We start from the raw sequence: 13,628 nt of genomic DNA on the forward strand, positions 1-13,628 counted from the left end.
GTACAGAAAGCCCGCCGATACCGGCACACCGCTGAACACATTGCCCAGCGATGAAGCGAACTATTGCGCACCTTGCTGCCCGGCGCGAGGCTTCGGCCATGACGCAGACCACACACCACACTCCCGACACCGCCCGGCAGGCCGATCCCTTCCCGGTCAAGGGAATGGACGCGGTCGTCTTCGCCGTGGGCAACGCCAAGCAGGCGGCGCACTACTACTCCACCGCCTTCGGCATGAAGCTGGTCGCCTACTCCGGACCGGAGAACGGCAGCCGCGAGACCGCCTCGTACGTGCTCACCAACGGCTCGGCCCGCTTCGTCCTGACCTCCGTCATCAAGGCCACCACCGCCTGGGGCCACTTCCTCGAGCGGCATGTGGCCGAGCACGGTGACGGCGTCGTCGACCTCGCCATCGAGGTCCCCGACGCCCGGGCCGCGTACGCCTACGCGATCGAGCACGGCGCCCGCTCGGTCGCCGAACCGTACGAGCTGAAGGACGAGCACGGCACCGTCGTCCTCGCCGCGATCGCCACCTACGGCGAGACCCGCCACACCCTCGTCGAGCGCTCCGGCTACGACGGGCCCTACCTGCCCGGCTTCGCCGCCGCCGAGCCGATCGTCGAACCGCCCGCCCACCGCACCTTCCAGGCCGTCGACCACTGTGTCGGCAACGTCGAACTCGGCCGGATGAACGAGTGGGTCGGCTTCTACAACAAGGTCATGGGCTTCACGAACATGAAGGAGTTCGTGGGCGACGACATCGCCACCGAGTACAGCGCCCTGATGTCGAAGGTCGTCGCGGACGGCACGCTCAAGGTCAAGTTCCCGATCAACGAGCCCGCCATCGCCAAGAAGAAGTCCCAGATCGACGAGTACCTGGAGTTCTACGGCGGCGCCGGCGTCCAGCACATCGCGCTCAACACCAACGACATCGTGCAGACGGTACGGACGATGCGGGCGGCCGGGGTCCGGTTCCTCGACACCCCCGACTCCTACTACGACACCCTCGGCGAGTGGGTCGGCGACACCCGCGTCCCCGTCGAGACCCTGCGCGAGCTGAAGATCCTCGCCGACCGCGACGAGGACGGCTACCTGCTCCAGATCTTCACCAAGCCGGTCCAGGACAAGCCGACCGTCTTCTTCGAGATCATCGAACGGCACGGCTCGATGGGCTTCGGCAAGGGCAACTTCAAGGCCCTGTTCGAGGCGATCGAGCGCGAGCAGGAGAAGCGCGGCAACCTGTAGGGACGCCGACCACGCGGGACACGCCGACCACGCGGGACACGCCGATCGCGCGTGACGCGCCGATCGGCGGGCGGCGGTGCGGCCCTACTCGGGCAGCTCGGCCGGGGCGGGCTCGCCGCCCAGCCGGGCCACCGCCGCCCGCGCCACCGGGCCGAGCAACGGCGAGAAGTACGGGTTGATCCGCAACGCCTCCTGGAGATGACGCCGGGCCGGCCCGTCCATCTCCAGCGTCCGCTCGATCATGCCCCGGTGGTACATGTACGGCGCGCTGTGCATGGCGCCCCCGTGCACCCGGTCGGTGGCGATCACGGCGAACCTCAGCGCCTCCTTGTCGTCCCCTGCCCGGTGCAGCGCCCAGCCCAGCGCGTCCGCGACCTCGATCCCCGGCTGCTGCAGCCACTCGGCCCGCAGCCGCCGTACCGCCGAGGCCGCGTCCCCGTGGTCCGCCTCGAACCGCCCCAGCACCAGCTGCCCGTCCACCCCGCCCGCCGCGTCCTGCCGGACCCGCGCCCGCAGCAGGTCGTACTGCACACGCGCCGCCTGCGTGAGCCCCAGCGACTCGTACAGCTCGCCCAGCTCCAGCGCGTACTGCGGCGACGGCTGTCTGGCGAGCGCCACCTGGTACGCGTTCAGGGCCTCCGAGGTCCGGCCCAGAGCCGCCAGCGCCCGCCCCTGCCCGGCCTGCGCGGCCCGCTGGTCGGGGTCGATCCGGACCGCCTCCTGGAAGTGCCGCAGCGCGTCCGCCCGCTCACCGCGCTCCCAGGCCAGCTGCCCCGCCCGTTCCAGCCAGGCCGCCTGCTCGGCGGGGGAGGAGGCACCGGCCGCCGCGTCGGCGAGCGCGGCCTGCGCGTCCTCGCGCCGGCCCTGGTCCCAGTAGACGCCCGCCGCCCGGGCCCGCACCGCCGGCCCGGAGTGCAGCGCCGTCAGCGAGTCGAGGGCCTTGCGGGCCTTCTTGTAGTCGCCGAGCCCGGTGTACGCGTCGATCAGCTGCGGATACGTCGTCCAGCGCTTCGGCGCCAGTCTGCGCGCGGCCTCGCCCCACGACAGCGCCGCCCGGAAGTCACGGCGCGCGTTCGCCAGCGCGGCCAGACCGTCGAGGGCCTCGGCGTTGGCCTTCGGACGCACCTTCAGCGAGGTCCGCAGCGCCTGCTCGGCCTTCGGGTACAGGACGGCGGCGTCCGCGGTACGCCGCCCCTGCTCGACGTAGGCCGAGCCCAGCACCGCCCAGGACCGCGCGTCCCGTGGATGCGCCCGCACCCGGCTCTCCCGCTCGTCGATCAGCACCGCGAGATCCGCCAGCGCGGCGGCCACCCCCGTACGGACCGCCGTGCCCGCCTGCGCCCCCGGAGCCGGCCCGGCCGGCCGCCGCACCGCGGGCTCCCCGCCGGACAGGTGCAGCAGCACCCCGCCGCCCAGCGCGAGACATCCCACGAGCGAGCCGACGAGCAGCCGCCGACGCAGCCGGGAAACCCCGCCGGTGGCCGCGGGAGCCGCGTCGCCCGCGGCGGCCTCTTCGGGGGCGGTGCGCTCATCGGCGGCGGCGCGCTCTGCGTTCTCCATGGCGCTCACTGTGCGCCAGTACGACGACCGTACGACGTCAGCCGAAGGCTCGGACGGACGGGGTTCACACCGATGGCCCCGGGTGCGAACCTGTGATCATGAGCCGTCACCTCGTCGACCGTCTGCTCGCCGGCCTGCCCGCCGAGGCCGTCCTCACCGACCCGGACATCACGGGCTCCTACGCCAACGACATGGCCAGTTTCTGCCCGGCCGGCACCCCGGCCGCGGTGGTGCTGCCCCGCACCGTCGAGGAGGTTCAGCACGTCATGCGCACGGCGACCGAGCTGCGCGTCCCGGTCGTACCGCAGGGCGCCCGCACCGGACTGTCCGGCGGCGCCAACGCCTCCGAGGGCTGCGTCGTCCTCTCGCTGACGAAGATGGACCGGATCATCGAGATCAACCCGGTCGACCGGATCGCCGTCGTCGAACCGGGCGTCGTCAACGCGACGCTCTCCCGCGCCGTGAACGAACACGGTCTCTCCTACCCGCCCGACCCCTCCAGCTGGGAGATGTGCACGATCGGCGGCAACATCGGCACCGCCTCGGGCGGCCTGTGCTGCGTCAAGTACGGGGTGACGGCCGAGTACGTCCTCGGCCTGGACGTCGTCCTCGCCGACGGCCGCCTGATGACCACCGGCCGCCGCACGGCCAAGGGCGTCGCCGGATACGACCTCACCCGCCTGTTCGTGGGCTCGGAGGGCTCGCTGGGCATCGTCGTCCGGGCGGTCCTCGCCCTCAGGCCGCAGCCGCCGCGCCAGCTCGTGCTGGCGGCCGAGTTCGCCTCCGGGGCCGCCGCCTGCGACGCGATCTGCCGGATCATGGCCGGCGGACACGTCCCGTCCCTCCTCGAACTCATGGACCGTACGACGGTCAGGGCCGTCAACGACCTGGCCCGCATGGGCCTCCCGGAGACCACCGAAGCGCTGCTGCTGGCGGCCTTCGACACCCCGGACCCGGCGGCCGACCTGGCCGCCGTCGGCGCGCTGTGCGAGGCGGCCGGCGCCACCCAGGTGGTCCCCGCCGACGACTTCGCCGAGTCCGAACTCCTGCTCCAGGCACGGCGGTCGTCGCTCGTCGCCCTGGAGGCCGTCAAGGGCACGACGATGATCGACGACGTGTGCGTGCCCCGGTCCAGGCTCGGCGAGATGATCGAGGGCGTCGAGCGCATCGCGGAGAAGTACCGGCTGACCATCGGGGTCGTCGCCCACGCGGGTGACGGCAACACCCACCCCACGGTCTGCTTCGACGCGGCCGACCCCGACGAGTGCCGGCGCGCCCGCGACTCCTTCGACGAGATCATGGGCCTCGGCCTGGAACTCGGCGGCACCATCACCGGCGAGCACGGCGTGGGCGTGCTGAAGAAGGAGTGGCTGGCACGCGAGATCGGCCCGGTGGGCGTGGAGATGCAGCGGGCGGTCAAGGCGGCCTTCGACCCGCTGGGCATCCTCAATCCGGGCAAACTCTTCTGAGGCCGGCGTCTCATTCCCCGTCCGCGGACTCGTCCGACGGCCACGGGTCGCACAGCCACAGGTCGTCCGCGGGAGTCGGGGCGAGCAGCTCGGCCAGCCCGGCGTCGAGGCCGAGCTGCTCGGCCTCGGTCCCCGGGGGCACCACCCGCAGCGTCCGCTCCAGCCAGGCCGAGACCTGGGCCGCGGGCGCCTCGAGAAGGGCGTCCCCGTCGGGCGAGCTCAGCGCCATCAGCACGACGCTGCGCCCCTCCACCTTCGTCGGCCACACCCGCACGTCCCCGTGCCCGCACGGCCGGAACACGCCTTCCACGAGCAGCTCCCTGGCGAACGTCCAGTCGACCGGGTGCTCGGAGTTGATGTGGAAGGCGACGTGGACGGCGAACGGGTCGTCGCTGCGGTATGCCAGCCGGGCCGGGACCGGGATGCCGCGCTCCGGCGACAGGATCAGCCTGAGCTCCAGCTCGCGTTCCACCACGGTGTGATGCATGTCGGTCTCCTCTCGAGACGGACCTCGTGCGGGCCCGCGGTGGGCCCGTACGAGTGGAGAGGGGCCGGCCCCGGAACCATTACGCGGGTTCCGCGAACCTTTTTCGGCGCGTTCCGGCCCTGGACGTCGGAGGACGGTTCCGAACGTGTGAAGAGCCTGCACGGGGTTGCCCGGAAAGGGGCGGGTCCGACCGGACTGGCAGTGGGGCTTGCGTCGGTCTGATAGATGTGGAGCCCCCCATCCCACCCCCGAGCAGATACGGGACGACGGACATGAGCGCCCCAACCCCGGCACCCGGCGACGACAGGCCCCGCGAGGGGTACTACCCGGACCCGTCCATCCCTGGATACGTCCGGTACTGGAACGGTGCCTCCTGGGTACCGGGCACCAGCCGGCCGGCGCCCTCCGACGGCCGACCGCTCACGCCCCCGTCCGGCTCGCCCCCGGCCTCCGTCGAGGAGACCGGCCCGCACTTCTTCGACGAGGACCCGGCGCCGGCGCCCGCGGACCCGTACGGCGGCCGTCCCGAGCCCGCCTCCGCGTGGGGCGCCGACCGCGCCCACCAGTCCGGCTTCGGCGGCGATCAGGACCGCCGGGTCTCCTGGGGCGCTCCGCAGGCCGCCGACCCGAGGGTGCCCTCGCCCGCCCCGGCGCCGCCGGAGGGCCTGTCCACGAGCACCGACGGCACCTCGACGATCCCGCCCGCGGAACCGGAGGACGGCGCAGGCGCCGGGGACGTGGTCTCCGGGGGCACGTTCGTCTTCCGCCGGCCGACGGCGGGCGCCCCCGCCCCGGCGCCCGGGGCCCCCGGCCCGGCGGGGCCCGTCCCCGACAAGGGCACGGTCACCTTCCGCGCACCGGCGCCGCGCACGGGCCACCAGGACGGCGCGTCCGGCGCGCAGCCGGCGGCCCCGGCGGCCCCGGCGGGCAACGCGGCCGCGTTCCCCGCCGCCGCCCAGGGGCCCGACCCCTCGGCGACGCCTGCGGCCCCCGGGGCCCCTGGCCACCCCGCCCCGGGCGCTGCCGCCGGCTTCGGCGCGCAGGGTCCGGTCGGAGCGCCGGCCGGCGCCGCGCCCGCCCAGCCCGGTTTCGGGTCCGGCAAGGCACCCGCCCAGCCGGCGACGGCGGCTCCCACCCCGGGCGTCCCGGCCCCGCAGGGACCGGCCCGCGTCGCGGCAGCCGCCCCGGCGCCCGCCCCCGCTCCTGTTCCGGCCCCCGCCCCCGCCCCGCAGGGCCCGGCGGGGTTCCCGGCCGGGCAGCCCGGCGCTCGGCCCGCCGCCGCTCAGGCGCCCGCGTCCGGCCCCTCCTCCAGCCCTCCCGCCGCCCCCCGGCAGGGCGCTCCGGGCGTGCCCCCGCAGGCCGCCGGTCCGCAGCCGCAGCCCCCGCAGGGCGCCGCGCAGGCCGCCGTCCCGATGGCCACGGGGCCCGGCGGCGGACAGCCCTCATGGGCGCAGCAGGTGCACCAGCTCGCGGGAGCCGAGGACGGGCCTGTCGCGCCCTGGAAGCCACCGGTCGACGACATCTTCCAGGCGGCCGCCCGGCGGGCGTCCGAGGCCCGTCCCGCGGGCCTCGGCAAGCGGCTGGCCGCCCGCCTCGTGGACACGCTCGTGCTCGCGGCCGTCACCTCCGCCGCCGCCGTGCCGCTGGGCGTGAAGGCCCTCGACCACGTGACCGAGAAGGTCGACGCCGCCAAGCTCACCGGAGAGACCGTCACCGTCTGGCTGCTCGACGGCACGACGTCGGTGTACCTCGGGATCGTCCTGGCCGTGCTGCTGGTCTTCGGCATCGTGTACGAAGCCGTGCCGACCGCGAAGTGGGGCCGCACGCTGGGCAAGAAGCTGTTCGGTCTCCAGGTCCGCGACATCGAGGGCGGTGAGCCCCCGTCCTTCGGGGCGGCGCTGCGCCGCTGGCTCGTCTACTGCGTGCCCGGTCTGCTCGTGGTCGGTGTGGTGGGCGTCGCCTGGGGTCTGTTCGACAAGCCGTGGCGGCAGTGCTGGCACGACAAGGCGGCGCACACGTTCGTCGCCGGCTGACCCGAACTGCCGAACTCCCTTACGCCCGCCCCGGACCTCCGCGTTTCCCGCCCGCCCCGTGTCTCCGTACGCCGGCGCCTCCCCCGGACGGCCGCTCGCCGGATGCGGAGCCGGTGGGTTCGCGGTCGACTCGGGGGCATGACCACCGAACCGCCCCCCGGCTCCGGCGGCGAGCCGCCGGAGGACGATCCGTTCAGGAAGCGGCCCCCGCAGCAGGAACCCCCGCAGTCTCCGTACGGTCAGGGTCAGCCTCCGTCCGGTGCGGGGCAGGGCTCGCCGTACGACGCGCCGCACGATCCGTACGGCGGCGGGTCGGGCCGGCCCCCGCCCCCCGGTGGCGGTCCGTACGGCGGTGGTCCGCAGGGCGGCGACCCCTACGGGGGCTATCCGGCCGACCCGCTCGCCGGGATGCCCCCGCTGGCCGACAGCGGCAAGCGCACGCTGGCCCGGATCATCGACATGATCCTCGTCTTCATCGTGGTGAGCCTGCTGGCCTGGGCCTTCGGGGTCGCGCAGTACACGGTGGACGCGGACGACATCGAGTTCGGCAAGACCTTCGGGCGCGAGCTCCTCGCCGCGATCCTGTACGTCGCGTACGACACGATCCTGACCGCCAAGTCCGGCCGGACGCTGGGCAAGAAGTGGCTCGGCCTGCGGGTGGCCAACCTCGACAACGGCTCCACGCCGTCCGCGCAGACCTCGCTGGTCCGCGCCCTGGTGCTGTGGGTGCCGTTCGCCTTCTGCTGTGCCTGTGTGTGGACGGCGATCTGCGGCGGCTGGAGCTTCTTCGACAAGCCCTACAAGCAGGGTCTGCACGACAAGGCGGCCAAGACGGTGGTGGTCAGCACGCGGTGAGCCCGCCGTGCGCACGAGGGAGGGCCCGCGCCACGAGGCGCGGGCCCTCCCTCGTGCGCAGGCGCGTCAGGGAGCCGTGGACTCCCGGACGGGCTCGGACGCCGAGGCGACCGAGGCCGGGACCTGCGCGCGCACGGGAGTACGGGCGGGAACGGTGACGGACTCGGACCGGCTCGCGGGCACGCTCGCCGTGAAGCGGGCCGCGGGTCGGTTCGCGGGGCGGATCACGGAACGGGCCACGGGGGCGCGCGACGGCTTCGGTACCGGCACCGTCATGGCGACGAGCACGCCGAGCGCGACCGCGGCGACGACGACGACCGCGATCCCGGGGCCCGAACTCGTCTGTGACAGCAGCAGCATGGCGAGCGTCGAGAAGATGACGGTGCAGGAACCGTACGTGAGCTGTGCGACAGTCGGACGAGGCATGGCAATCGGTGTCCTCGGAAGCGGGGGCGGACTCGACTCTAATCGGCTGCATGCCCGAGCGGGACGAGCGGTAAGCGTGACCTAACCCACGGTGCCGGTGCACAGGGGGCGCACGGAGTCATGACGTCCATCAAGTGGACTGCCCCGCGCGCCTGTCGCGGCTTCTGTCGCGTTACCGTCACATGTCCGCAATGCGAACACGCGCTCCCAATAATGCAGTTGACTTGTCCAAGTCAAGGTCTGTCTTTTCTCGTAAACCAGTAGTCAAATGGCGTCACTTGACTACACGCGTATAACAGCGCGCGGACCTTCCTTGACAGGGATCCCCCCTTTCCGCGCGTCCGGACGCGTGCGTGGGAGGACATCAAGTGACCAGTAGATCCTGGACGTTCAGGACGGCCTCGACGGTCGTCGCCCTTGCGGCGGCCTCGGCGACGTTCTCGACGTTCGCCGTGGCACAGGCCGCCGACAACACCTCGGCGAAGGCCCCGGCGGTGGACCGGCAGGACCCGCAGCCGGCCAAGGCCAAGGAGCACGACTTCGACGGCCCGCTCAGCAAGACTCAGGAGGCGCAGCGCGAGGAGGCCCTCAAGCAGGTCATATCCGGCGAGGCGTCGGTCAAGGAGCGGGACGGCTCGAAGGTCGTCCAGCTCAAGAGCCGCAAGGGCGACGGCAAGTACGTCGAGCTCGGCCGCGAGAAGACCGACAAGATCTTCACGATCCTCGTCGAGTTCGGCGACCAGGTCGACAGCCGCTACGGCGGCACGGCCGGCCCGCTGCACAACCAGATAGCCGCCCCGGACCGCAAGAAGGACAACAGCACGGCCTGGCAGGCGGACTACAACCAGGAGCACTTCCAGGACCTGTACTTCGGCACCGGCAAGAACACCGAGTCGCTGAAGAAGTACTACGAGAAGCAGTCCTCGGGCCGCTACTCGGTCGAGGGCGAGGTGACCGACTGGGTCAAGGTCCCGTACAACGAGGCCCGGTACGGCTCCAACGACGCCTCCACCGGCGCCTGGTACGCCGTCCAGGACGGCGTCAACGCCTGGGTCGCCCAGCGTGAGGCGGCCGGCGCCACCGCCGCCGAGATCAAGGCGGAGCTGGCCGAGTTCGACCAGTGGGACCGCTACGACTACGACGGCGACGGCGACTTCAACGAGTCCGACGGCTACATCGACCACTTCCAGATCGTGCACGCCGGTGAGGACGAGTCCGCGGGCGGCGGCGCCCAGGGCGAGGACGCCATCTGGGCCCACCGCTGGTACGCCTTCGGCACCGACGCCGGCGCCACCGGCCCGGACACCAACAAGCTCGGCGGCACCCAGGTCGGCGACACCGGCATCTGGATCGGCGACTACACCATCCAGCCGGAGAACGGCGGACTCGGCGTCTACGCGCACGAGTACGGCCACGACCTCGGCCTGCCGGACGAGTACGACACCTCCGGCGGCGGCGAGAACTCCACCGGGTTCTGGACCCTGATGTCCTCCGGTTCCTGGCTCGGCACCGGCAAGGAGGCCATCGGCAACCTGCCCGGCGACATGAACGCCTGGGACAAGCTCCAGCTGGGCTGGCTGGACTACGACGTGGCCGCGGCGGGCGTGAAGTCCACCCACACGCTGGGCGTCGCGGAGTACAACACCAAGAACGCCCAGGCACTCGTGGTCCAGTTGCCGGAGAAGGAGGTCACCACCGAGGTGGTCGCCCCGGCCCAGGGCGCCACGCAGTGGTGGAGCGGCAGCGGTGACGACCTGCGCAACACCCTGACCCGCGCGGTCGACCTGACCGGCAAGACGTCGGCCTCGCTGTCCCTGGACGGCTGGTGGGACATCGAGCAGGACTACGACTACCTGTACACCGAGGTCTCCACCGACGGCGCCAACTGGACGCCGATCGACGGCACCCTGGCCGACGGCAGCGCCATCCCGCGCGACGGCAGCGGCAAGCCCGCCCTCACCGGCACGGTCGACGCCTACCAGAAGCTGACCTTCCCGCTGAACGCCTACGCGGGCCAGAAGATCAGCGTCCGCTTCCGCTACGCCACCGACGGCGGCGTGGCCCAGAAGGGCTTCGCGGCCGACGAGATCACGGTGACGGCGGACGGCGCCGCGGTCTTCTCCGACAACGCGGAGAGCGCGGACGCGGCGTGGACGGCGACCGGGTTCTCCCGCATCGGCGCGTCCATCACGGACGACTACGCGCAGTACTACATCGCCGAGAACCGCCAGTACGTGTCGTACGACAAGACCCTCAAGGTCGGCCCGTACAACTTCGGCTTCTCGACGACGCGCCCCGACTGGGTCGAGCACTACCCGTACCAGAACGGTCTGCTGATCTGGAAGTGGGACACCTCGCAGGGGGACGACAACACCAGCCAGCACCCGGGTGAGGGCCTGATCCTTCCGGTCGACTCGCACCCGACCGCGCTGAAGTGGGCCGACGGCTCCGTGATGAACGCCCGTCTGCAGAGCTTCGACTCGCCGTTCAGCCTGTACCGCACCGACGCGATCACGCTGCACAAGGCGGACGTCGCGGTCAAGATCAAGTCGCGTCCGGGCGTCCCGGTCTTCGACGACGGCCGGTCGACGTACTACGACGCGGCGACCCCGCTCGCGGGCGTCAAGGTCACTGACACCAACACCTCGATCAAGATCGTCAACGAGGCCGGCAACGGCTCGACGATCAAGGTGAAGGTCGGTCCGTCGACCAAGTAGTCGACGTTCTGGCAGGTCAGACGCACATCGGCGGCAACCCCCTGGCGGGTTGCCGCCGATCGTGTTTAGGTGCCTCCTGTGCCCTTCTTATTGACACCTGCATCGACACCGACATCGACAGCGACCTCGGCGCCGACCCCGGCGACGACCTCGATACCGACGCGCACGGGGGTGTGACCGCATGGCCGCAGGAGGCTTCTGCAAGCTGCCCGACGGCATGGTGGTGGTGGCGCTGAACCTGCCCAGCCCCACCGCCCGAGAGGGCCTGCCAGGCCCCTCCACGGACGTCCGCGTGCTGGTCCACGCCCACAACCGGGCCCGAGCCCTGACCAGGCTCCGCAACCTGGGCCTGCGGGCCGTCTATCTGCGCGGCAACGCGGCGCCGCCCACCCCGGACGAGGTCACGGCCGTGCTCCACCACCCGGACGGCCTGATCTGGCGCACGGCGGCGGGCAACGGTGTCCCGATCGACGTCGTGGCCGTACCGGAGCTGTGGCGCCCCATCCGGTCGCTGCTGCGGGGCGCGGCGGCGGCGTAGGCGCGCCCGCGCCTCAGTACGCCTCGACCACCCGCACGTCCTCCTCCGTGACCACCGCGTCCACGATGCGGAACGAGCGGAACTGGAACTCGCCCCCGCCGTCCGTGTCCGCCGTCGACACCAGCACGTAGTGCGCGCCCGGCTCGTTCGCGTACGAGATGTCCGTGCGGGACGGGTACGCCTCCGTGGCCGTGTGGGAGTGGTAGATGATCACCGGGTCCTCGTCGCGGTCGTCCAGCTCGCGGTAGAGCTTGAACAGGTCGCCCGAGTCGAACTCGTAGAACGTGGGTGACATGGCCGCGTTCAGCATCGGGATGAAACGTTCCGGTCGGTCCGTGCCCGCCGGACCCGCGACCACGCCGCACGCCTCGTCGGGGTGGTCCTTGCGCGCGTGGGCGACGATCTGGTCGTGCAGGGCCTGGGTGATGGTCAGCATGGTCGCCAGAATAGACAAAGGGGCCGTTCCGTACCGAGGAGTGGTACGGAACGGCCCACATCGCGGACGTCCTGAGCGGCGGCCGCAGGGGGCGCCACGAGTGCTCCCTACGGCCGGACGTCCCGGCGGTGGTCGAACGGCCGGTCAGCCGACCTTCTCGAACTCCGGCTCGCGCCGGGCGGTGATCTCCGGGTTGCGGCTCTTCAGGACCGCCCAGCCGACACCGAGCGCGGCCGCCCAGCCCGCCATCACGTACAGGCAGACCCGGGAGTCGGCGTCGTACGCGATCAGGCCGGTGACGAAGAGCAGGAAGACGATGGCCACCCAGCTGAACGCCGAGCCGCCCGGGGCCGGGAAGGACGAGGCGGGCAGCCGGCCCGCGACGACCGCGCGGCGGTAGAGGACGTGGCTGATCAGGATCATCAGCCAGGTCCAGATGCCGGCCGCGGTGGCCACCGAGGTGACGTAGCCGAAGGCCTTCTCCGGGACGACGTAGTTCAGGACCACGCCGATGCCCATGAACAGCACCGAGACCGTGATGCCGAAGGCGGGGGTCTTGGTCGACGACAGCTTGCGGAAGACCGCGGGGGCCTCACCGCTGTCGGCCAGGTTCCGCAGCATGCGGCCCGTGGAGTACATGCCCGAGTTGCAGGAGGACAGGGCCGCCGTCAGCACGACGAAGTTCACGATGCCGGCGCCCGCCGGGATGCCGATCTTCGCGAACGCCTCGACGAACGGGCTCACGCCCGGCGCGAACTCCGTCCACTTCACGACGCAGAGGATGACCGTGAGCGCGCCGACGTAGAACAGCGCGATGCGCCAGGGCAGGGTGTTGATCGCCTTCGGGAGCGTCTTCTCCGGATCCTGCGACTCGCCCGCCGTGACACCGACCAGCTCGACCGCGAGGTAGGCGAACATGACGCCCTGGAGGGTCATCAGGGACGAGCCCACGCCCTTGGGGAAGAAGCCGTCGAAGGCCCACAGGTTGGAGACCGCGGCCGTGTCGCCGGCGCTGCTGAAGCCGAAGGTGAGGACGCCCAGGCCGATGACGATCATGCCGATCAGCGCGGTGACCTTCACCATCGAGAACCAGAACTCCAGCTCACCGAAGAGCTTCACGGAGATCAGGTTGACCCCGAAGAGGATCACCAGGAAGACCAGTGCGGTCACCCACTGGGGGACGGCCGGGAACCAGTAGTTCACGTAGATCGCGGCGGCGGTCAGCTCGGCCATCCCGGTGACGACCCACATCAGCCAGTACGTCCAGCCGGTGAAGTAGCCGAAGAACGGGCCGAGGAACTCGCGCGAGTACTCCGCGAAGGAACCCGAGACGGGGCGGTAGAGCAGCAGCTCGCCCAGCGCCCGCATGATGAAGAAGATGATCCCGCCCGCGAGGGCGTACATCAGGATGAGGCTGGGACCGGCCTTGGCGATGTTCGCCCCGGCGCCCAGGAAGAGCCCGACGCCGATGGCGCCGCCGATCGCGATCATCTGGACCTGGCGACTGCCGAGTCCGCGCTCGTACCCCTCTTCGGGAGTGTCGGTGACAGCGGTGTCGGTGACCTTCTCAGGGGTCATGTGTGGTGCGCCTTTCTCCATGCCGAACCGGGCCTCTCGTCGGCCTCGGATCGGGTTTCGATCCCCCCGGATTGATGGAGCGATGCCTGGCCGGCGATCAACCGGCTCGGTGGCGCACCCGGCCGAACATACGGGTGGTGTTCGCCGGGCGGTCGTGAAGATTTATCACGCCCGCAATATGGATCGCCGGGGTGGCCTGTGGCGCACGACACAAGAAGAAGCGGATGAACGAGACACAAAGAGGACACTCCCGGCCGTCGCGTTGACGCGATCGTTATCCGGATT

11 protein-coding genes are annotated in these 13,628 nt (G+C 71.6%); 6 read left to right on the plus strand and 5 right to left on the minus strand.

Features of this window, described 5'->3' with window-relative positions:
* The first annotated feature begins 98 nt into the window (after positions 1-98).
* Complete coding sequence (gene hppD / locus OG440_RS22930; RefSeq protein WP_406008661.1) at positions 99-1,244, plus strand: 4-hydroxyphenylpyruvate dioxygenase; 1,146 nt, start codon at positions 99-101, stop codon at positions 1,242-1,244.
* 84 nt (positions 1,245-1,328) lie between these two features.
* Here the strand turns inward: hppD and OG440_RS22935 are convergent, their stop codons facing one another.
* On the minus strand, positions 1,329-2,804 hold the full coding sequence (locus OG440_RS22935) for a tetratricopeptide repeat protein (protein WP_406008662.1): 1,476 nt from the start codon (positions 2,802-2,804) through the stop codon (positions 1,329-1,331).
* Positions 2,805-2,902: 98 nt separating this feature from the next.
* Between OG440_RS22935 and OG440_RS22940 the strand changes: the two genes are divergently transcribed.
* Entirely contained in the window at positions 2,903-4,273 is a 1,371-nt protein-coding gene (locus OG440_RS22940) for an FAD-binding oxidoreductase (RefSeq protein ID WP_406008663.1), read from the plus strand.
* 10 nt (positions 4,274-4,283) lie between these two features.
* On the opposite strand, the gene OG440_RS22945 is transcribed toward OG440_RS22940, so the two are convergent.
* Positions 4,284-4,760 (minus strand): SsgA family sporulation/cell division regulator, encoded by a 477-nt coding sequence (locus OG440_RS22945; protein ID WP_406008664.1) that lies wholly within the window; start codon positions 4,758-4,760, stop codon positions 4,284-4,286.
* Positions 4,761-5,032: 272 nt separating this feature from the next.
* Between OG440_RS22945 and OG440_RS22950 the strand changes: the two genes are divergently transcribed.
* Positions 5,033-6,793 (plus strand): RDD family protein, encoded by a 1,761-nt coding sequence (locus OG440_RS22950; RefSeq protein ID WP_406008665.1) that lies wholly within the window; start codon positions 5,033-5,035, stop codon positions 6,791-6,793.
* Positions 6,794-6,931: 138 nt separating this feature from the next.
* Positions 6,932-7,648, plus strand: coding sequence for an RDD family protein (locus tag OG440_RS22955; protein WP_406008666.1), 717 nt, complete (start codon positions 6,932-6,934; stop codon positions 7,646-7,648).
* A gap of 66 nt (positions 7,649-7,714) precedes the next feature.
* On the opposite strand, the gene OG440_RS22960 is transcribed toward OG440_RS22955, so the two are convergent.
* Positions 7,715-8,074, minus strand: a complete 360-nt coding sequence (locus OG440_RS22960) for a hypothetical protein (RefSeq protein WP_406008667.1) — start codon at positions 8,072-8,074, stop codon at positions 7,715-7,717.
* A 368-nt stretch (positions 8,075-8,442) separates the two neighbouring features.
* Here OG440_RS22960 and OG440_RS22965 point away from each other — a divergent pair, with 368 nt between their 5' ends.
* Entirely contained in the window at positions 8,443-10,791 is a 2,349-nt protein-coding gene (locus OG440_RS22965; protein ID WP_406008668.1) for an immune inhibitor A domain-containing protein, read from the plus strand.
* 181 nt (positions 10,792-10,972) lie between these two features.
* Positions 10,973-11,329: a hypothetical protein gene (locus tag OG440_RS22970; RefSeq protein WP_406008669.1), complete on the plus strand. Its 357-nt coding sequence runs from the start codon at positions 10,973-10,975 to the stop codon at positions 11,327-11,329.
* Between the two features lie 13 nt (positions 11,330-11,342).
* Here the strand turns inward: OG440_RS22970 and OG440_RS22975 are convergent, their stop codons facing one another.
* Entirely contained in the window at positions 11,343-11,765 is a 423-nt protein-coding gene (locus OG440_RS22975) for a Mov34/MPN/PAD-1 family protein (protein ID WP_020132199.1), read from the minus strand.
* Positions 11,766-11,909: 144 nt separating this feature from the next.
* Positions 11,910-13,343 carry an amino acid permease gene (locus tag OG440_RS22980; protein ID WP_406008670.1) on the minus strand — a complete coding sequence of 478 codons (1,434 nt, stop codon included), beginning with the start codon at positions 13,341-13,343 and terminating at the stop codon, positions 11,910-11,912.
* Between the last annotated feature and the right edge of the window lie 285 nt (positions 13,344-13,628).

This window comes from Streptomyces sp. NBC_00637, assembly GCF_045161545.1.
Classification (GTDB): Bacteria; Actinomycetota; Actinomycetes; order Streptomycetales; family Streptomycetaceae; genus Streptomyces.

Bases quoted from the DNA above. Each gene is read 5' to 3' on its own strand.
- hppD (WP_406008661.1), top strand. From the start codon at position 99: ATGACGCAGACCACACACCACACTCCCGACACCGCCCGGCAGGCCGAT.
- OG440_RS22935 (WP_406008662.1), bottom strand. From the start codon at position 2,804: ATGGAGAACGCAGAGCGCGCCGCCGCCGATGAGCGCACCGCCCCCGAA.
- OG440_RS22940 (WP_406008663.1), top strand. From the start codon at position 2,903: ATGAGCCGTCACCTCGTCGACCGTCTGCTCGCCGGCCTGCCCGCCGAG.
- OG440_RS22945 (WP_406008664.1), bottom strand. From the start codon at position 4,760: ATGCATCACACCGTGGTGGAACGCGAGCTGGAGCTCAGGCTGATCCTG.
- OG440_RS22950 (WP_406008665.1), top strand. From the start codon at position 5,033: ATGAGCGCCCCAACCCCGGCACCCGGCGACGACAGGCCCCGCGAGGGG.
- OG440_RS22955 (WP_406008666.1), top strand. From the start codon at position 6,932: ATGACCACCGAACCGCCCCCCGGCTCCGGCGGCGAGCCGCCGGAGGAC.
- OG440_RS22960 (WP_406008667.1), bottom strand. From the start codon at position 8,074: ATGCCTCGTCCGACTGTCGCACAGCTCACGTACGGTTCCTGCACCGTC.
- OG440_RS22970 (WP_406008669.1), top strand. From the start codon at position 10,973: ATGGCCGCAGGAGGCTTCTGCAAGCTGCCCGACGGCATGGTGGTGGTG.
- OG440_RS22975 (WP_020132199.1), bottom strand. From the start codon at position 11,765: ATGCTGACCATCACCCAGGCCCTGCACGACCAGATCGTCGCCCACGCG.
- OG440_RS22980 (WP_406008670.1), bottom strand. From the start codon at position 13,343: ATGACCCCTGAGAAGGTCACCGACACCGCTGTCACCGACACTCCCGAA.